The organism is Enterococcus sp. DIV0574, from assembly GCF_051711125.1.
GTDB lineage: Bacteria > Bacillota > Bacilli > Lactobacillales > Enterococcaceae > Enterococcus_D > Enterococcus_D gallinarum.
Genome location: NZ_JBIOMA010000001.1, coordinates 3,389,183 through 3,408,811, shown reverse-complemented (window position 1 = coordinate 3,408,811; position 19,629 = coordinate 3,389,183). Strand labels below are relative to the sequence as shown.

Here is a 19,629-nt window from a genome sequence, read left to right as displayed (position 1 = left end):
GATGACCTATGCAGCAGAAGTGATCGTGGATGTACCAACGATGCAGACAGATCAACCTTTTACATATGAAATACCTGAATATTTGCGCGCTGTAGCAGAGACTGGCATGCGAGTCGAAGTGCCATTTGGTAATGGGGATCGGCATATCCAAGGCTTTATCGTAGGATTGACGGATACACCGCCAGGTCAACCATTGAAACCTATTCTTCGCTTGCTGGATCTTTCTCCTGTGGTGAATGAAGAATTATTACAGTTAGCTGATTACATGAAAAAAACGACATTTGCTTTTAAGATTACCTGCTTGCAGACCATGTTGCCTAGTGTGATGAAAGCAGAATACCAGAAGAATATTCTTTTATTGGATGATACGCACCCAATAAAAGCGCATTTTCCTGAGACGAATAGCCTGAGCTGGCAAGCTGCTGAGGAAGCGGGATTATTGTCGCAATTGAAAGTATTGCGTGAAGAAGCAGTCGTTGAATTGCAATATGTGGTAAAAAATAAAAATAAAGCCAAGAAAATCCGTATGGTGAAACGCCTGATCTCTCCAGAAGCAATTCCAGAGGCAATGAAGCAAATCAGGAAAGGGGCTAAACGGCAACAACAACTATTGACAGTCTTACAAGAATCTGATCAGCTTCCTGTTTCATTTTTTGCAGAAGCAGGCATTTCGACAGCTGTCTTGAATCAAGGGCAAGCATTAGGCTGGCTTGAATTTCATGAGGTTGAGACATATCGGGACCCCTTCAAAGATCGATCATTTCCCCAAACTGCAGCATTAGCATTGAACGAAGAACAAACCGATGCGGTTTCAAAAATTCTGTCAGCAGCAAAAAGACAAGAGGCACAAACCTTTCTTTTAGAAGGCATCACTGGCAGTGGGAAGACAGAAGTCTATCTTCAAACGATCGCTGAGCTGTTGGAACAAAAAAAGACTGCCATTATGCTGGTGCCAGAGATTGCTTTAACCCCACAAATGGTGGAACGATTCAAGAGCCGCTTAGGTAACGCTGTGGCTGTGCTTCACAGTGGACTGTCACAAGGGGAAAAATATGATGAATGGCGAAAAATTGAACGGGGAGAAGCCCAAGTAGTAGTCGGCGCACGTTCAGCTATTTTTGCTCCTTTAAAAAACATTGGCGTCATTATTGTCGATGAGGAACATGAAGCAAGCTATAAGCAGGAGGAGGCACCAAGATATCATGCGCGTGATTTAGCGATATGGCGCGGAGGATATCATCATTGTCCTGTTGTTTTGGGGAGTGCCACTCCCTCTCTCGAGTCACGGGCTCGGGCGCAAAAAGGCGTTTATCAATTGTTGCGTTTGAATCAACGAGCAAAACTCAGTGCTCGTTTGCCGCAGATCAATGTAGTAGATATGCGGGAAGAATTTGCCAACAAAAACTACCAGACCTTTTCTCGCCAATTACAGGAAAAAATTCAAGATCGCTTAGATAAACAAGAACAAATCGTTTTGCTGCTGAATAGACGCGGGTATTCTTCTTTTGTTATGTGTCGTGATTGCGGGTATGTTCTGCCTTGTCCGAACTGTGATATTTCTTTGACGCTTCATATGGATACCAAGACGATGCGCTGTCATTATTGCGGGCATGAAGAAAAGATCCCTCACCGCTGTCCTAGTTGTCATGCAGATAAGATCCGTTACTATGGAACAGGTACGCAGAAAGTTGAAGAAGAACTAATTGCTAGATTTCCAGAAGCACGGGTATTGCGGATGGATGTGGATACTACCCGCAAAAAAGGAGCACATGAAAAAATACTTACTTTATTTGGCGAAAAGAAAGCAGACATTTTACTAGGAACACAAATGATTGCCAAAGGGTTAGACTTTCCGGATATTACATTGGTAGGGGTCTTAAATGCTGACACAGCATTGAATCTGCCAGATTTTCGTTCTAGTGAACGAACATTTCAATTGCTGACGCAAGTAAGCGGCCGAGCTGGCCGGGCGGAGAAAGCCGGCGAAGTAATCATTCAGACATTTAATCCGGAACACTATGCGATTCAGCTAGCACAAACCCAAAACTATGAAGCTTTTTACCAACAAGAAATGTGGGTTCGGCATCAAAGCGGATATCCCCCTTATTACTACACGGTAAAAATTACCTGCAGTCATCTCGAAGAGCAGGCAGCTGCCCAAAAGATGTTTGCCATTTACCAAGAAGTACAAAAAGAATTATCGGGTCAAAGTATTTTGCTTGGACCGGCACCTAGCGCGATCATGCGTGTCAAAAATCGCTATTACTACCAACTGATTATTAAATACAAAAATGAACCACATTTGCCTGAACTGTTGACCCGGTTATTGGAACAAAGTCAGATCGATCAGCGAAAAGGACTCTATGTTTCCATTGACCAAGAACCGTTGAATTTTATTTAAAGGAGATATTATGCGCTATCCGATTATTATTCATCCCGACGATCAGCTTCGTCGAAAACCAAAACCGGTATCTATGATTACAGATGAGTTGGTACAACTACTAGAAGACATGTATGAAACAATGGTGGCGCATGACGGCGTAGGTATTGCGGCCCCTCAGATTGGTAAAAACCTGCAAGTGGCAATCGTTGAAGTAGATGAAGAGGATCGTTTCGAACTGATTAATCCAGAAATCATCGAGTCATCAGGAGAATCTGTTGATGTAGAAGGGTGCTTGAGTATTCCTCATACCTATGGTACGGTCAAGCGAGCAGATGAGATTACGGTTCGCTACTTTGACCGTGAAGGAGAAGAAATGGAGGTTCAAGCTTTTGGCTACTTGGCTCGGGCTATCCAGCATGAGATTGATCATCTGAATGGTGTCTTATTTATTGATAAAATGATTGATAAGATCCCAGAATCTGAACTAGAACAATATATGGAGGAACACGAAAATGACTAAAGTTGTCTTTATGGGAACCCCCGCGTTTTCTGTACCAATCTTAGAAGGATTGCTGGCAGAAGGCTATGAAATTGCAGCGGTAGTGACCCAACCGGATCGGCCCGTAGGTCGAAAACGAGTAATCACGCCAACGCCTGTCAAAGAAGCAGCATTGAAGCACCAATTGTTGGTTTTGCAACCAGAAAAAATCAGCGGTTCACCTGAAATGGAAATGATCAAAGAATTAGCACCAGACATTTTAGTCACTGCGGCCTTTGGCCAATTTTTACCGGAAAAGCTGTTGCAAGTACCAAAATTTGGAGCGATCAATGTCCATGCCTCCTTATTACCAAAGTATCGGGGTGGTGCCCCAGTGCACTATGCCATCATGGAAGGCGAACCGGAAACAGGTGTCACCATCATGGAAATGATTAAAAAAATGGATGCTGGGGGTATTTTTTCTCAAGCTAAACTGCCGATCACTAATCAAGACGATGTGGGGACTATGTTTGAGAAATTAAGTTTATTGGGTAAAGAATTACTGCTGAAAACATTACCTAAAATCCTATCAGGAGAACTGAAACCAATGCCTCAAGCAGAAGAGCAGGCAACATTCTCCCCCAATATTACGCAAGAACAAGAAGCAATTGATTGGACAAAGACAGCACAGGAGATCGACAATCAGGTCCGAGGGATGCGACCGTGGCCAATTGCTTTCACGACTTACCAAGGGAGCCGTTGGAAGATTTGGTCAGTAGCAGTAGTCGATGAAACAACAGATGCCGCGCCAGGAACCATCATGCAACGAACGAAAAAGGCGCTATGGATCGCTTGTGGTCAACAGACAGTTTTAGCTTTAGAAGAGCTACAACCAGCTGGAAAAGGTCGTCAATCCATTGCGGCTTTTCTAAATGGCACTGGGCAACACATTCAACTAGGTGATAAGGTTGGTACTCATGAAGCGTAAAATAGGAAAAATCCAATATACTGTTCGCTTTGTTGCATTAGAGGCCTTAGTTCGTATCGAAAGAGGCGGTGCCTATTCGAACTTATTATTGAGAGAACTGATGAATCAAGGCCGTTTAAATGATAAAGATGGACGTTTATTGACAGAAATGGTCTATGGAACCATTAGTCGGCAGCTGCTATTGGATTATTATTTAGCGAACTTTATCAAGAATGCAAAAAAAGTCGATCCATGGGTCAGATCATTATTGCGTCTTTCTCTTTACCAAATGCTGTACTTGGACAAAGTACCTAATCATGCTATTTTAAATGAGGCCGTGGAAATCGCGAAAGCAAAAGGAAATCCAGGGATCGGAAAATTTGTTAACGGCGTGTTGCGTACGATTCAAAGAGAGGGTGTGCCGGCACTTGATCAAATCAAAGATCCCTTGGAGCGGTTAGCTATAGAAATCAGTATGCCATTATGGCTAACTGAAAGATTCGTAGCGCAGATCGGCAGCGATAAAACCCGGGAGTTAGGGCTGTCTTTACTAGTACCTAGCCATGCTAGTGGACGCCTTGATCTACAAAGAATTACTCGTAACGAAGCCATCCTTCAACTACAGGAAGAAGGGATCGAAGCTCGAGAAAGCCAACTATCTCCGTATGGGATTGTGGCTGATAAAGGATTTTTAGCCGGCTCTTCTTTATATCATGACGGATTATTGACAATACAAGATGAAAGTTCGATGTTAGTAGCACCAGCACTGCACATTGCACCAGAGCACCAAGTATTGGATGCTTGTGCAGCGCCTGGAGGTAAAACAACCCATATCGCGTCCTTTCTATCTGCAGAAGCAGGTGGGAAAGTCACTGCGTTGGATATTCATCCTCATAAAGTTAAATTGATCACTGAAAATGCTGAAAGACTTGCAGTTTCAGAGGTGGTTCAAGCGGAAGTGATGGATGCAAGGGAAGTCGCTCAACATTTTGAGGAACAACAGTTTGATCGAATCTTAGTGGATGCTCCTTGCTCCGGTCTAGGATTGATGCGTCGTAAACCAGACATCAAATACAACAAGCAGGCAGCTGATCTAGAGCGTTTACCCGAAATTCAGTTAGCGATTTTAGAAAGTGCCGCCCCAACGCTAAAAAATTCGGGTATAATGATCTACAGTACATGCACTATAATGCTAGAAGAAAATCAGGCAGTAGTGGAGGCATTCTTAGCGGATCATCCAGAATTCGAACGAATCGATGTATCGGTAAATGCTGATATTGCTGCGAATATCAATGATCAGATGCTAACGATTTATCCGCAAGATTTTATGACAGATGGCTTTTTCATAAGCTGCCTTCGCAAAAAGTAATGAGGTGAAAAGAAGTTGGAAATCCATTTTCAAACAGATGTTGGTAAACGTCGGAATACGAACCAAGACTTTGCTGCTGTGTATGTCAACAAAAAAAGTATCACATTGGCGATCTTAGCTGATGGGATGGGAGGACATCGGGCAGGTGATGTAGCGAGTCGTCAGGCTGTGGGTGGCTTGGGAACCGCTTGGGAAAAAACAGAATTGACAGATAGTGAAAAGGCTGCTCAATGGCTGATCCAAAAAATCCAGGCAGAAAGTGTCTCGATCTATGAAAAAGGCATCGAGGATGAGGCGCTGAATGGCATGGGAACAACGATCATTGCTGTAGCACTCTTTGAGGATCAATTTACGATTGCGAATGTTGGCGACAGCCGCGCCTATATTTTGCGGGATCATGAGTTGATACAAATTACTGAAGACCATTCTCTTGTCAATGAATTGGTGAAATCTGGCCAAATTACTGCTGAAATGGCACTGAACCATCCACGCAAAAATGTTTTGACTCGTTCTGTTGGAATGCCTAATACAGTAGAAGTAGATGTAGCGATTCATTATTTTGCTGAAAGTGATTACTTGCTTCTTTGCTCAGACGGACTGACAAACATGTTGGCAGATGAAAAGATCGCAGCCATCATTGAAGGCGCGTCGTCCCTTAAAGAAGCGGTTCAGCAGTTGATCGATGCAGCCAATCAACAAGGCGGAGTCGATAATATCACAGTGTTACTGATCAAAGTTGGAGGAACTGCCCATGATTGAAATAGGGAAAAAGTTAAATGGCCGCTATAAAATCATTGGCAATATCGGCAGTGGCGGCATGGCAAATGTATTTCTGGCTCATGATTTGATTCTTGATCGAGAAGTTGCCGTCAAAGTATTGCGATTTGACTTCCAAAATGATAAAAATGCGATTCGCCGCTTTCAGCGGGAAGCATTGGCTGCCACAGAGTTGGTTCATCCCAATATCGTAACAGTGTATGATGTAGGCGAAGAAGATGGGATGCAGTTTTTGGTGATGGAATATGTCAAAGGCATGGACTTGAAGCGATATATTCAAACCCATTACCCAGTTCCTTATCTACAGATTGTCGATATCGTGCAACAAATTTTGTCAGCAGTGGCATTGGCTCACCAACATCGAATCATTCATCGGGACTTGAAACCACAAAACATTCTGATCAATGAAGAAGGCGTCGTTAAGATCACGGATTTCGGGATCGCGATTGCTTTATCGGAAACATCGATCACCCAAACCAACTCGATGTTAGGCTCTGTGCACTACTTATCGCCAGAGCAAGCACGGGGAAGTATGGCTACTAACCAATCTGATATCTATGCGATTGGAATCATCCTATATGAAATGCTGACGGGGAAAGTTCCTTTTGATGGTGAGTCCGCTGTCACAATTGCCTTAAAACATTTTCAAGATGAGATCCCTTCTATTCGTATCTATGATAAAAATGTTCCTCAATCATTAGAGAATGTCGTATTAAAGGCAACAGCGAAAGAGCAAGCCGATCGTTATAAGACAGCTGATGAAATGCGAGAAGATCTTTCAACAGCGCTGTCACCTGAGCGCTTGAATGAACCAAGGTGGGAGCCACATGCGCTAAACGATGAAACTCGAGCGCTGACCCCTATTACCGATGAAATGATAGCTGAACAGCCTGCAGAACTGGCAGTGACGGAGCCAGAAGTAGAAGAGACCGCAGACCAGAAACAAGAAAAACCAAAGAAGAAGCGGAAGAAATGGTGGCTGATCCTGCCAATACTAGTTATTGCAGCGCTGCTGGTCATTGGCGGCTATTTTGTTTTTGGCGGAGGGCGCGGCGATGTTGAGATCCCTAAAGTCAGCGGAGACACAGAGACCGTTGCTCGAGAAAAGCTGGAAGCAGCAGGATTAAAAGTTGCTGATGAAACCGAAGAAATTGCTGACGATGAGATTGAAGAAGGCAATGTCGTTAAAACGGATCCACAAGAAGGAACCGAAGTCAAAAAAAATAGCGAGATCACTTTGTATATCAGCTCAGGGACTGAAAAAATCACCTTAAAAAACTATGAAGAGAAAAATTTTGAAGATGTAAAAGCCGAGTTGATCAAGTTAGGTTTTTCAGAAGACCAAATCAAAGAAGAGACCAAATCCAGTGATGCTATCGGAGAAGGTCTGATCATTAGCCAATCACCAGATGTCGGCGAGAAAGTTTCTCCGAAAGAGGATGACATTACTTTTGTAGTCAGCACGGGACCTGAATCGTTTGCAATGGAAGACTATTATGGTCAGCGAATCGAAGATGTACGGGCGGCATTGACCTCAAAAGGAGTTCCAACCGAAAATATTTATGAACAATCAGCGCCAAGCGATGAACCAGTGGGGACTGTCATTAATCAAGCGCCAGGAGCAGGAGAATCAGTCATTACCTCTCAAACTGTTATCACGCTGACAGTCAGCAGCGGTCAAGAGATGGTCAATGTGCCACGAATCATTGGACAGAGTCGAAATGATGCTGTAGCAGCACTAAATGAGGCTGGGTTAAAATATTCGATCAAAGAAGAATCGGGCTACAATGATTCTGTTCCGGCTGGAGAAGTCACAGATGTTTCGCCAGGTGAAGGGACTTCGGTGGCTGTTGGTTCTTCAGTAAATGTTACTATTTCTAAAGGACCAAAACCAGAGTCCTCTACGAGTGAATCCTCCGCTAGCAGTGAATCAACAAGTACGAGTTCAACGAGCTCTGAAGATTAATCAATAGCTGAAAAAACTATCCGAATGATTTTTAAGTTTGCTCTATAGGTCGCAGTGAGATGGCAACCAAAGACTGTAGAAGTAACCACTTGAAGATGCGGATAGTTTTTTTGTGATGCGAAAAAAGAGCTAGCTGTTTAAGTTTCTTTTAGTAATTCCGCATCTCTAGGCGTACATCTTTTCAAGTTTTCAAAAATTGGGTATAATGAAGGTCAGAATTAGTCAAGGGAGGGAATGAATTGAATCATCATAACACTTCCGATTTGATTGAGGCATATTTGAAGAAAATTCTTGAAGACAGCGAAACAATCGAGATTCGCCGAGCTGAAATGGCGAATTTATTCAATTGTGTGCCTTCACAAATAAATTATGTGATCAATACCCGTTTCACTATTCAAAGAGGGTATACTGTTGAAAGCAAACGTGGAGGCGGAGGATATATCCGTATCGAAAAAGTAAAGATCACGGATAACCACCACTACCTTGAAGAAATGAATCAATTATTTGATGAAACCATCTCGGAAAAAGATGCTTATGCAATAATCCAAAAACTTTATGAGGAAGGAATCCTGTCGAAGCGTGAGGGCAATTTATTGTTGACCGTCATTGCGAAGTCAGTATTAGGACGTTCTCCTTATGAAAATCGAACACGAGCAGACTTGCTCCATGCAATTTTAGAACGTTTAAGTTATGAAGACAGGAAGTGAATGAGATGGATGAACTATTTACACAACGAGCGAAAGCTGTGCTGACGATCGCACAGGAAGAAGCAAAGTACTTTAAACATCAGTCCGTAGGTTCAGAACACATCTTGCTTGCCTTAGTCATTGAACAAAATGGCATTGCCGGCAAAACGTTACGGGAAATGAATATCACTGAAAATGATATTCGCGAAGAAATCGAGCATTTAACAGGTTACGGAACTGTTCGCCAATACCCAGAGAATGCCTATCTAGCCTATTCCCCACGAGCGAAGCAAACATTTGCTTATGCTGGAGATGAAGCTAAGCGTTTAGGCGCTCTTCAAATCGGCACAGAGCATCTTTTGTTAGGATTGCTTCGGGATGAAGATATTTTAGCCTCAAGAATCATGTTGAACTTAGGGTTGAGTTTGGCTAAAATGCGGCAGTTATTAAAGAAAAAAATGGGTATCAATGACACAAAAAATGCCGGTGGTGCGGGTCGTCGTCGTCCTCAAGGAAAAGCACAAGGAACGCCGACGCTGGACTCACTAGCTCGAGATTTAACAAAATTGGCAAGAGATAAACGCTTAGATCCAGTAGTGGGTCGAGCAAAAGAAGTGAAACGATTGATTCAAATCCTAAGCCGCCGGACCAAAAACAACCCTGTTTTAGTAGGGGAACCGGGGGTTGGTAAAACAGCTATTGCTGAAGGATTGGCACAAAAAATCATTCACGGTGAAGTACCAGAAGATATGCAGAACAAACGCTTAATGATGTTAGATATGGGTGCTTTAGTAGCTGGCACGAAATATCGCGGTGAATTTGAAGATCGAATGAAGAAAATCATCGACGAAATTTACCAAGATGGTCAGATCATTTTATTTATTGATGAGCTGCATACACTGATTGGTGCTGGTGGTGCGGAAGGTGCTATCGATGCATCGAATATATTAAAACCTGCATTAGCCCGCGGTGAATTACAAACAATCGGTGCTACGACCTTAGATGAATATCAAAAGTATATCGAAAAAGATTCTGCATTGGAAAGACGGTTTGCCCGTGTTCAAGTGGATGAGCCAACGCCAGAAGAAGCAGAAGAAATTTTACGAGGATTACGTCCCCGTTATGAAGAGCATCACGGCGTAGAGATTTCAGATGATGCCCTGCATGCCGCTGTCCAATTGTCGGTACGCTATATCAATTCACGGCAGTTGCCAGACAAAGCCATTGACTTGATGGACGAATCGGCAGCAAAAGTGCGCTTGGATAAAACAGACGAAAGTTCTGAGTTGGCCGATTTACAAAATGAAATCGCCAATCTGATTGAAGAAAAAGAAGCAGCGATTCGCCAACAAGACTTTGAAGCCGCAGCTCGTTTGCGCATCAAAGAGAAGAAATTGACCCAGCAGTTGACTGAAGTTGCGTTCATGGAAGTGAAAGAAGCTTCTGGCTACGCAGACAGTGTCACTGGCGAAGATGTTGCGGCAGTCGTGTCGCAATGGACGGGCGTTCCTTTACAGCAAATGGAGAAAAAAGAAAGTGAACGGCTTCTCGATCTAGAAAAAATCCTGCATCAGCGAGTTGTTGGTCAAGAAGAAGCTGTGAAAGCAGTCGCACGTTCGATTCGTCGAGCACGTAGTGGTCTAAAAGATCCGAATCGTCCAATTGGTTCATTCATGTTCCTAGGTCCTACGGGTGTCGGAAAAACAGAGCTGGCAAAAGCCTTGGCAGAAGCAATGTTTGGCAGTGAGGATTCACTCGTTCGTGTGGATATGTCTGAGTTTATGGAGAAATACAGTACAAGTCGTTTGATTGGCTCCCCTCCTGGTTATGTTGGTTACGATGAGGGTGGACAATTAACTGAAAAGATTCGTTCAAAACCTTATTCAGTGATTTTACTAGATGAAGTGGAAAAAGCTCATCCAGATGTCTTCAATATTCTCTTACAAGTCCTTGATGATGGTCATTTGACAGATGCCAAAGGGCGGAAAGTCGATTTCCGTAATACAATCCTGATTATGACCTCAAATATCGGTGCACAACAGATTCGTGAAGAAAAGAATGTAGGTTTCAATGTGGTGGATCTTAGCAAAGACCATCAAGCGATGCAAAAACGGATTCTGGAAGAGCTCAAGAAAGCATTCCGTCCTGAGTTCTTGAATCGGGTGGATGAAACAGTTGTCTTCCGTTCATTAGGTGAAGATGAAATTCATGAAATCGTTAAAATCATGAGTAAAGCGATCATCAAACGTCTCAGTGATCAAGACATTCAACTGAAGATCACATCTGCAGCGATTGATGTCATCGGTAAAGCTGGTTTTGATCCAGAATATGGGGCTCGCCCAATTCGTCGAGCATTGCAAAAAGAGGTCGAAGACCGCTTAAGCGAAGCACTATTGTCGGGACAAATCCATTTAGGTGACCGGGTGACGATTGGGGCATCGAAAGGCTCAATTACATTGAATGTAAAAGAAGGCCAATCTCGTATTCTTCAACAAGTATAAGCTCATAAAGAAAAATAAAACTATCTAACTAGCAAACGACTGATGGTCAGCAGAATGTAGGCTGAACCATCGTTTGCTGCTTGGATAGTTTTTTTGTGGGCAAATAGTATTTGTTGGATTTCGAACAATTGAAATGGAGATAAAAACTCATAAAGTTCACAAATTTAAAAGAGTGTTAAAGTTGTATTACCAGTTCTCATCGCTGAGTATTCCTTTTTTTAGTGAAAAAAGTTCAAAAGGAAGTCTTGGAAAGCCGTGTTGCCTGTGATACTATTAGTGAGTTATAGAGGAGGAATATCATGGTTGAGATTATCGCAACGGTGGAGTCGATCGAACAAGCAAAACAGCTCTTACCTTATGTAGATACTATTTTTTTCGGAGAAGAAACTTTCGGTTTGCGTTTGCCGACATCTTTCTCACGAGAGGAACAAAGCGAATTGATCCGCTTAGCGCAAGCAGAAGGAAAACAAGCGATGGCGGCAGTCAATGGCATCATGCACCCGCAAAAAATGACGCTAGTTCCAGAATACTTGGCTTTTTTGAAGGCCAACCATGTTGATAAAATTTCTATCGGCGATCCAGGAATCATTTATCGTATGAAAAAGAATCCGGAATTGGCATTGCCGTTTGTATACGATGGAGAGACGCTGGTCACCAGTGCTAGACAAATCAATTTTTGGGGGCAAAAAGGGGCGATTGGAGCAGTTTTAGCAAGAGAAGTCCCCTTTGGAGAAATGACAGTTTTAGCACCACAGCTAACGATTCCTGCGGAAGTGCTTGTCTATGGGGCAACGTGCATCCATCAGTCGAAACGTCCATTGCTTCAAAATTATTATAATTATACGCAACAGGAAGATGAAAAATCTCGTGAGCGAGGTTTATTTTTATCAGAACCCAAGAAGGAGGATACCCACTACTCGATTTATGAAGACAGTCATGGCACGCATATTTTCGCCAATAATGACATCAATTTGATGAATGAATTGCAGTCTCTTTTTGAAACGGGGTACCAGACTTGGAAGTTAGACGGTTTATTTACTCCAGGGACAGCGTTTGTCTCGATCGTAGCTTGTTTTGCACAGGCGAAGCAGTTGCTTACTGAAGGCACATGGACTGCTGAACAAGCAGCTAGCTTGAGTGAACAAGTACGTCAGCTACATCCAGCTCAACGGGGGTTAGATACCGGTTTTTATGCGATCAATCCAGAGGATATCAAGTAAGGAGCAATGGAAATGACAGTCAAACAAAAATTGAAACGGCCAGAAGTATTGGCACCAGCCGGTACATTAGAAAAATTAAAAACAGCCATTCATTACGGGGCGGATGCTGTTTATATAGGCGGCAACGCCTATGGCTTACGCAGTCGTGCCGGAAACTTTACCTATGAAGAGATGGCTGAAGGGGTTGCATTTGCTAAAGCTCATAATGCTAAAGTATATGTAGCAGCAAATATGGTCACCCATGAAGGCAATCAAGAAGGAGCTGGGGAATTTTTCCGTCAATTGCGGGATGTGGGAATTTCGGCGGTGATCGTGTCTGATCCTGCTTTGATCGAGATCTGTGCGACAGAAGCACCAGGATTGCCGATCCATCTTTCAACGCAAGCTTCCGCGACAAATTATGAAACGCTAGAATTTTGGCGAGAAGAAGGGCTTGAGCGAGTTGTCTTGGCTCGAGAAGTATCCATGGAAGAAGTCGCCGAAATCCGCAAAAATACGAGTGTGGAGATTGAAGCTTTTATTCATGGGGCGATGTGTATCTCTTATTCTGGACGTTGTACATTGTCCAATCACATGTCGATGCGAGATGCCAATCGTGGTGGTTGCTCACAATCTTGTCGTTGGAAATATGATCTTTTTGATATGCCTTTTGCACAAGAAAGAAAGAGTTTGACAAAGAATGGAACGATCGAAGAAGAATTCTCAATGAGTGCAGTCGACATGTCCATGATCGAACATATTCCTGACTTGATTGAAAACGGCGTCGATAGTTTTAAGATCGAAGGACGGATGAAATCGATCCACTATGTTTCAACTGTTGCGAATGTGTACAAAGCGGCAGTTGACAGTTATATGGAAGATCCAGAGAACTATGTCTGCAAACAAGAGTGGATTGATGAATTATGGAAGGTAGCGCAAAGAGAACTAGCTACCGGATTTTATTACCATACACCGAGTGAAAATGAGCAATTATTTGGTCCTCGGCGTAAAATCCCGCAATACAAGTTTATCGGAGAAGTCATGGCCTATGATGACGCAACAAAGATGGCCACGATCCGGCAGCGGAATTTGTTTTCGGTGGGGGACGAGATCGAGTTTTATGGACCTAGATTCCACCATTTCCATCAAAAGGTGGAAGTCATGTATAATGAAGACGGTGAATCGATCGATCGCGCGCCAAATCCGATGATGCTTCTAACGATGCCCGTCGCTGAACCTGTTCAGGTTGGCGACATGATCCGGAAGAAAAAATAAAAACTGTGACAGAAGTATCCAAGGCTGATAAAGGAAAAATAATGAGATTCGAGGGGTAGCGCACTGTGCTAAAAGCGAGTTTGAATTTCGTACATGTTATGTTCCTCTCCCTTTATCATTGACTCGGTGCTTTCTGTCGCATTTTTTTGTAAGATTTGAAAAATCCTTCGATATACACCAAAATGAAGTTGTTCCTAAGGAGGAGACCAATAATGCAAGAGTATGATTACATAGTGATTGGCGGTGGCAGTGGCGGGATTGCTTCTGCTAACCGTGCAGGAATGCATGGAGCTAAAGTTTTATTGATTGAAGGCAATGAGCTGGGGGGTACTTGTGTCAATGTGGGCTGTGTACCCAAAAAAGTGATGTGGCAAGCAAGTGAAATGTTAGAAATGATTAAGCGTGATGCCACGAGCTATGGTATTTATCCACATGTGGATAAATTTGATTTCAAGCAACTTGTGGATAACCGTGAAAAATATATTGATTTTTTACACACAGCATATCAAAAAGGCTTAGATAGCAACAGAGTAGAAGTTATCCACGGTTATGCACAGTTTGTGGATAACCATACTGTGACGGTCGATGGACAAGAATACAGAGCGCCAAAGATCTTAATTGCTACAGGAGGAAAACCTAGTGTCATGTCGATTCCTGGTGGTGAACATGCGATTGATTCCAATGGCTTTTTTGCCTTAAAAGAAGTGCCTAAAGAAATGATCGTCTTAGGAGCAGGATACATTGCGGCAGAACTTAGCGGAATGAGTCAGCAATTTGGCAGTCACGTTTCTTGGGCTTATCGTAAAGAACGTCCATTACGGGCGTTTGATCATATGTTAACTGACAATTTAGTAGAAATTTATCGAGAAGCAGGAATGGACCTTTATTCCGGCTATGTAGCTGAAAGGATCGAAGAACGTGATGGACAATATACGGTTTTCTTTGAAAATGGTCAAACACTGACGGGGGACTGTGTATTGTTTGCTGGGGGACGAGTGCCCAATACCCAACACCTTGGTTTGGAAAATACAGATGTCTCTCTAGATGAAAAAGGCTTTGTCATTGTTGATAAGTACCAAAATACGACTGCTGAATCGATCTTTGCAGTTGGAGATGTGATCGGCAAATTAGAGTTGACGCCAGTAGCGATTGCAGCGGGTCGTCGCTTGTCTGAACGATTGTTCAATGGTCAAACTGAGGCACATTTAGATTATGATCTGGTGCCGACAGTCATTTTTACGCACCCACCAATTGCAACGATCGGTCTTTCAGAAGAAGCTGCAATCGCAAAATATGGCGAAGAAGAAATCAAAGTATATCGTTCACGCTTTACACCAATGTACTTTGCATTGAATGACTATCGTCAAAAATGTGAAATGAAACTTGTTTGTTTAGGAAAAGAAGAGAAGATCATTGGTCTACACGGTATTGGAATTGGTGTTGACGAAATGCTGCAAGGATTCGCCGTCGCCATCAAAATGGGAGCAACTAAGGCAGATTTCGACAATACCGTTGCAATCCATCCGACTGGAGCAGAAGAGTTCGTTACAATGCGATAAACAGTCAAGAGAAAGTGAAGTAAAGAAAAAGAACGATCTCCGATTATAGAAGACGTGTCGTCTAATCAATCGGAGATCGTTCTTTTTTGTCTGAAAGACAGCTAGTTGAAAGCAGCTACCTCTAAATCACTTATCAAACTATTATTTATAGAAAAACCACTCAATTTGTGCGAGCTAGGATTTGGTTTGTGATCTGATACAAATAGTCTTTGGTATTTTTTCCAGGATCAGGTAATTTCTTGATTCCTTGCAGGGCTTTTTTTGTATAACGAGCAGCTAATTGATGTGCTTCTTCAACGCTATGGCTGTCGTGAACGATTTGGTAGACTTGCTGCGCTTCCTGATCGGTCATCTCGGCTTTTTTCTCCAGTAATGGTGTTAGCACTGCCCGCTCTTTTTTCAGTGCCAACAACAACGGCAGTGAGTAGACCCCCTGCTTGACATCTTCAAGGACAGGCTTACCCAAGGCACTTTCGCTTTGGCTGTAATCAAGGATATCGTCCATGATTTGAAATGCTAACCCGATGGATTGACCAATCGTTTTTGCCTGATTGGCTAAACGTAGAGAAGCCCCACTTTCATAAGCCCCGATAAAGCAGCTTAGAGCAAACAGTTCAGCTGTTTTACCGGAAATGTTTTCCAGATAGTCCTCAATCGTCACATTCAGGTCGTAGCGTTTGCTCATTTGTCCTAATTCTCCAGCTAAAATTGTTTCCATGCTGCGAGAATTGATTTGTAGACTTTTGAGAGAACCAGCGTAATCCGCCATTAGTTTAAAACAGCATACAAAGAGATAATCACCCGCGTAAACGGCGACATCATTACCGAATTGTGCACGGATAGTAGGCAAGCTTCGCCGAGTATCGGCTTGATCAACAATATCATCATGAATCAGTGAAGCAGTATGGAGCATTTCGATCGCTGCGGATAGTGCTACTGCTTTTTGAGAATCTTTCTCTTCTCCGAATTCAGAGAACAACAACTGATAGGCCGGGCGGAGCATCTTGCCGCCAGAATGGATCATCGCTAATATCGCTTGTTCTACTGCTTTATTTTTTAGTTTCAAGGATTGTTCCATTAATTGCAGCGATTCAGATAAATCGTTTTGCAACGCAGGATATGCTTGCCACATTGGATGAAGTTTCATAAATGACTCCTTTATTTTGAATCAGAACGCCACTTGACATTGGTTTGCCGTTCATAATCAAGCTGAAATCGCCGTAATGTGTCTACTCTTTGCAAAAGATAGTTGGCGGCGATGCCGATGGCGATCCCTGATAGAATACCGAAAAATGCGAGAACGGGTAGGTAAAGCATGACACTCCAGGATTGAGCAATCCAAGAAGCTGTGACCAATTGGCCAACATTGTGTAAAAAACCACCAGCTGCACTGATCCCGATAATGCTGACGCGCTTAGGTCCTAGTTGTTTTACTAGCAACATACCGAAATAGCTCAAAAGTGAACCACTCATACTATATAAGAATGTTGAAACAGTTCCGCCTAAGAGTGTAGTTAAGATCAAACGTAGCCATATCAGCAAAAAACTGTCTCGTTTAGGCATAGTGAACAAAGCAATGATCGTGATCAGATTGGCTAAACCTAATTTAGCTCCGGGAGCAAAGGCAAAAGGATACGGGATCATATTTTCAATCAAACCGATAACGACTCCTTGAGCAACTAATAATGAGATGAAAATGATTTTCTGTAAACGACTCATAGTATCACGATCAGTAGATTAGATCGTCTGTCTCACTCCCATCTGTTGCACGAACTTCGATCACTAATTTATGTGGCAAACATACGATTGTTTCGCCATTTTTTGAAGCCCAGCCGCGGCGGACGCAAATTTGATCGCCACAGTCAGCTTCTTTGATGCGGATGCGGTCACCAGCGATTTCAATGAGATTGTAATCACCATCTGGATCTTCGTATCGATACGTGTAGCTATCTTGTCCTTCAATCAAATCAAACTCTTTGATCTCCTTGCCATCAACTCGCAAAACAGCTTGTTTGGCGGCAGTAGGGGTACTTTGTGATTGCCCAAAAATCAAAATTGGTAAAAACGAGCTAAGTATCAGTACCAGAATGATGACCCCGTCCCAAGGCTTCAGGTGGGCACGACGGATAAATTCTTTTACTTTCATCAGAAAGACTCCTTTGAAGTTCTGTGTCTCATTCTAGCATAATCCGCTGGTTTTCTACTACTTTTAAGAGAAGGTTTTTCTAGTAGATAAAAAAGTGCTTAACTTGGAAAGAGACTGAGACATTGATCAAAGGATCAGGCTGCCTCAGTCTCGTTTAAAAAGCGATTATTTTTTACCGTATAAGGAACGCGGTGTACCGTACCACCATTTACCAAGTGTACGTTGTAACCATGGGATCACCCAACGATCCAAACCAACGGCACGGCCAGAACCGTTCATTAATGCAAAGGCTACTGGGATGAACCAAATGTTAACCCAATAGAACATACCTGACATACAGAATGTCAAGACTAAAACGATTGTCGTTGCATTCACTAACCAAGTAAACAAACCAGCCATCAATGCTAAAGCTAAAGCAATTTCAAAGAAGACCATGAATTTTTGGAAGAACATTGCTACATCGTTGTTAGGCATAATAAATTGCATCACTTTTGTAAACCAATCTGGTGATTTTTCGATCACGACCATTGGTTGTTCGCCGTAGGCATAACTTAAACCAAAGTGAGCTGCTTGGGTTGCTGCTGCGCCGGCAGCATCGCCTGCACCGCTTGCCGCACTGGCAGCGTCAGCTGCTTCACTCGCGCCGCTTGCTGCATCAGCAACAGTTTGATATTCCCAAGTCCAAGGGAATACGCTGTTTCCTTGGAACCAAGAACCTTCGCCAAACCATGTTCCTGGCTTAAAGACTTCACCATTTGTACCTAGAATTTTCTTGAAGGCTTCAACGAACCATACTAGACCGTAGAAGATTCGCAGTGGAACACTCCAAAGAACGTTTCCGTAACGTGAAGTATGACCACGCGCCACTGTCCGATCATCTTTGATATGGAAGATTTCATGCATCAAGTATTGGAACATGTAGTAGCCAGAACGAATGTCAAAGAAGTATTTCAAGTTGACGATATGTTTCATAATGATTGCTAAGAAACCGCTAAGGTGAATCTTATTGAATAAGTTGGCTACGCCCCATTTAGCGCCAATCGATACCATGAATCCTTGGTAATTTCCTTTAAATTTGTGTTTTTCGCCACCTTTGATCGCTGCGACGATATTTGATGCAGCTGTATGACCAGTTTGTTCAGCGGCTTGAACGATTTGTGGTGTTGGTGTATTTGGAAATTCTTCATAGAAGACCAAGTCACCAATGATATAGATATTTTTGTCTTCATAACCTTTTGCTTCCATATATTCGTTAGCAACAAGGCGGAAACCGCGAGCAGTTTCTAGACCAAAGTCTGCAGCGTCGCTCGTTCCTTTCACACCAGCTGTCCAAATCAGTGTATAAGTTGGGATCGTTGAACCATCTTTTAATTTGATGTGATCTTCAGCCACTTCAACGATTGGTGCGTTCAGAACTAATTCGACATTTTTTTGTTTCAAGTAGCGTTCTGCTTTGGCAGCATCGTTACGATCCAACATGTTAAGGATCGTAGGCATTGCTTCGACCACTTTCAAAGTGATTTCGCTTGGATCCAATTTGTAGTCTTCAGCCAAACGCTCTTTCCAGTCGATCAGTTCACCGATCATTTCAATACCGGTAAAGCCAGAACCGCAGACAACGAAAGTCAACATTGCTTTACGAAGTGCTGCATCAGGCTCGATTGCTGCTTTAGCAACAGTTTTTTCGATGTGTTCACGAATGCGAACAGAATCTTCAAATGACCATAGAGTAAATCCGTGTTCTTTTACTCCTGGAGTGCCGAAGTCATTTGGTTCGCCACCCATACCTAAGATCAAGTAATCAAAGGAATAGCTGCCTTGTTTTGTTTGTACGACTTTCTTTTCTTTATCGATAGCAGTTACCGTGTCGGTTACTAAGCGAACATTTTTCTTACGTGAAAACAAACGTTGCAAGTCATATTGGATTGCGGTCGGCTCGACACGTCCCCCGGCAACCTCGTGCAGTTCGGTCATCATGGTGTGATAAGAGTGACGATCGATCAATGTTATTTCTACATCATTGTCTTTTTTCAATTTTTTTGCCATGTACTTGGTTGCTGAAACACCGGCATACCCTGCACCGACAACGACAATGCTTTTCTTTGCCATTGCAAATCTCTCCTTAAAAAAAATAATCTATGATAATAAATACACAATCGTTCCTATTATATATAGAAATCCATCGTTTGTCTAACTTTTCTGATAGGAAAATACGATATTTCATGAAATTCGTGAAAATTTGCGAAAATCAAAAAAAGTTCAAAAATATTCACAAAAGCCATAGGGAAGCGGTTGACATATTTCTAATTTACTTTAAAATGTT

Annotated in this window: 15 protein-coding genes; 11 read left to right on the top strand and 4 right to left on the bottom strand. The window is 42.7% G+C overall.

All coding sequences use genetic code 11. The features are described 5' to 3' along the window. The first annotated feature begins 1 nt into the window (after position 1). The 11 genes from priA to gor all read left to right on the top strand — a co-directional run bounded on the left by priA (position 2) and on the right by gor (position 15,160). Positions 2 to 2,401, top strand: a complete 2,400-nt coding sequence (gene priA, locus IGJ45_RS16290) for a primosomal protein N' (RefSeq protein WP_003128844.1) — start codon at positions 2 to 4, stop codon at positions 2,399 to 2,401. Between the two features lie 10 nt (positions 2,402 to 2,411). Next, the gene (gene def, locus IGJ45_RS16285; protein WP_003128845.1) at positions 2,412 to 2,903 is read left to right on the top strand and encodes a peptide deformylase; all 492 of its coding nucleotides are present in this window, start codon (positions 2,412 to 2,414) and stop codon (positions 2,901 to 2,903) included. Further along, complete coding sequence (fmt, locus tag IGJ45_RS16280) at positions 2,896 to 3,849, top strand: methionyl-tRNA formyltransferase (protein WP_003128847.1); 954 nt, start codon at positions 2,896 to 2,898, stop codon at positions 3,847 to 3,849. Before def ends, fmt begins: the two co-directional genes overlap by 8 nt. Continuing rightward, a complete protein-coding gene (gene rsmB, locus IGJ45_RS16275) occupies positions 3,839 to 5,197 on the top strand; it encodes a 16S rRNA (cytosine(967)-C(5))-methyltransferase RsmB (protein ID WP_005469754.1) in 1,359 nt (452 codons plus the stop codon). Before fmt ends, rsmB begins: the two co-directional genes overlap by 11 nt. Positions 5,198 to 5,212: 15 nt before the next feature. Next, a complete protein-coding gene (locus IGJ45_RS16270) occupies positions 5,213 to 5,956 on the top strand; it encodes a Stp1/IreP family PP2C-type Ser/Thr phosphatase (protein ID WP_103300522.1) in 744 nt (247 codons plus the stop codon). Continuing rightward, on the top strand, positions 5,949 to 7,940 hold the full coding sequence (gene pknB, locus IGJ45_RS16265; protein ID WP_409531055.1) for a Stk1 family PASTA domain-containing Ser/Thr kinase: 1,992 nt from the start codon (positions 5,949 to 5,951) through the stop codon (positions 7,938 to 7,940). Before IGJ45_RS16270 ends, pknB begins: the two co-directional genes overlap by 8 nt. A gap of 239 nt (positions 7,941 to 8,179) precedes the next feature. Beyond that, positions 8,180 to 8,647, top strand: a complete 468-nt coding sequence (locus IGJ45_RS16260; protein WP_003128852.1) for a CtsR family transcriptional regulator — start codon at positions 8,180 to 8,182, stop codon at positions 8,645 to 8,647. Positions 8,648 to 8,652: 5 nt separating this feature from the next. Next, positions 8,653 to 11,127, top strand: coding sequence for an ATP-dependent Clp protease ATP-binding subunit (locus IGJ45_RS16255; RefSeq protein ID WP_081131176.1), 2,475 nt, complete (start codon positions 8,653 to 8,655; stop codon positions 11,125 to 11,127). Positions 11,128 to 11,426: 299 nt separating this feature from the next. Further along, entirely contained in the window at positions 11,427 to 12,347 is a 921-nt protein-coding gene (locus IGJ45_RS16250; protein ID WP_003128854.1) for a peptidase U32 family protein, read from the top strand. Between the two features lie 12 nt (positions 12,348 to 12,359). After that, positions 12,360 to 13,601, top strand: coding sequence for a peptidase U32 family protein (locus IGJ45_RS16245; protein ID WP_409531056.1), 1,242 nt, complete (start codon positions 12,360 to 12,362; stop codon positions 13,599 to 13,601). 212 nt (positions 13,602 to 13,813) lie between these two features. Further along, positions 13,814 to 15,160 (top strand): glutathione-disulfide reductase, encoded by a 1,347-nt coding sequence (gor, locus tag IGJ45_RS16240; RefSeq protein WP_041120319.1) that lies wholly within the window; start codon positions 13,814 to 13,816, stop codon positions 15,158 to 15,160. Between the two features lie 160 nt (positions 15,161 to 15,320). Here gor and IGJ45_RS16235 read toward each other — a convergent pair whose 3' ends face one another. The 4 genes from IGJ45_RS16235 to IGJ45_RS16220 all read right to left on the bottom strand — a co-directional run bounded on the left by IGJ45_RS16235 (position 15,321) and on the right by IGJ45_RS16220 (position 19,415). Beyond that, positions 15,321 to 16,307: a polyprenyl synthetase family protein gene (locus IGJ45_RS16235; RefSeq protein WP_029487375.1), complete on the bottom strand. Its 987-nt coding sequence runs from the start codon at positions 16,305 to 16,307 to the stop codon at positions 15,321 to 15,323. An 11-nt stretch (positions 16,308 to 16,318) separates the two neighbouring features. Next, a complete protein-coding gene (locus IGJ45_RS16230) occupies positions 16,319 to 16,879 on the bottom strand; it encodes a Gx transporter family protein (protein ID WP_003128859.1) in 561 nt (186 codons plus the stop codon). A gap of 10 nt (positions 16,880 to 16,889) precedes the next feature. Then, positions 16,890 to 17,306, bottom strand: coding sequence for a NusG domain II-containing protein (locus IGJ45_RS16225; RefSeq protein WP_003128860.1), 417 nt, complete (start codon positions 17,304 to 17,306; stop codon positions 16,890 to 16,892). Between the two features lie 165 nt (positions 17,307 to 17,471). Continuing rightward, entirely contained in the window at positions 17,472 to 19,415 is a 1,944-nt protein-coding gene (locus IGJ45_RS16220) for an NAD(P)/FAD-dependent oxidoreductase (RefSeq protein ID WP_005469767.1), read from the bottom strand. Positions 19,416 to 19,629 lie beyond the last annotated feature (214 nt).

Coding starts and splice junctions, on each gene's coding strand:
- priA (WP_003128844.1), top strand. CDS start 2: ATGACCTATGCAGCAGAAGTGATCGTGGATGTACCAACGATGCAGACA.
- def (WP_003128845.1), top strand. CDS start 2,412: ATGCGCTATCCGATTATTATTCATCCCGACGATCAGCTTCGTCGAAAA.
- fmt (WP_003128847.1), top strand. CDS start 2,896: ATGACTAAAGTTGTCTTTATGGGAACCCCCGCGTTTTCTGTACCAATC.
- rsmB (WP_005469754.1), top strand. CDS start 3,839: ATGAAGCGTAAAATAGGAAAAATCCAATATACTGTTCGCTTTGTTGCA.
- pknB (WP_409531055.1), top strand. CDS start 5,949: ATGATTGAAATAGGGAAAAAGTTAAATGGCCGCTATAAAATCATTGGC.
- IGJ45_RS16255 (WP_081131176.1), top strand. CDS start 8,653: ATGGATGAACTATTTACACAACGAGCGAAAGCTGTGCTGACGATCGCA.
- IGJ45_RS16250 (WP_003128854.1), top strand. CDS start 11,427: ATGGTTGAGATTATCGCAACGGTGGAGTCGATCGAACAAGCAAAACAG.
- IGJ45_RS16245 (WP_409531056.1), top strand. CDS start 12,360: ATGACAGTCAAACAAAAATTGAAACGGCCAGAAGTATTGGCACCAGCC.
- gor (WP_041120319.1), top strand. CDS start 13,814: ATGCAAGAGTATGATTACATAGTGATTGGCGGTGGCAGTGGCGGGATT.
- IGJ45_RS16235 (WP_029487375.1), bottom strand. CDS start 16,307: ATGAAACTTCATCCAATGTGGCAAGCATATCCTGCGTTGCAAAACGAT.
- IGJ45_RS16230 (WP_003128859.1), bottom strand. CDS start 16,879: ATGAGTCGTTTACAGAAAATCATTTTCATCTCATTATTAGTTGCTCAA.
- IGJ45_RS16225 (WP_003128860.1), bottom strand. CDS start 17,306: ATGAAAGTAAAAGAATTTATCCGTCGTGCCCACCTGAAGCCTTGGGAC.
- IGJ45_RS16220 (WP_005469767.1), bottom strand. CDS start 19,415: ATGGCAAAGAAAAGCATTGTCGTTGTCGGTGCAGGGTATGCCGGTGTT.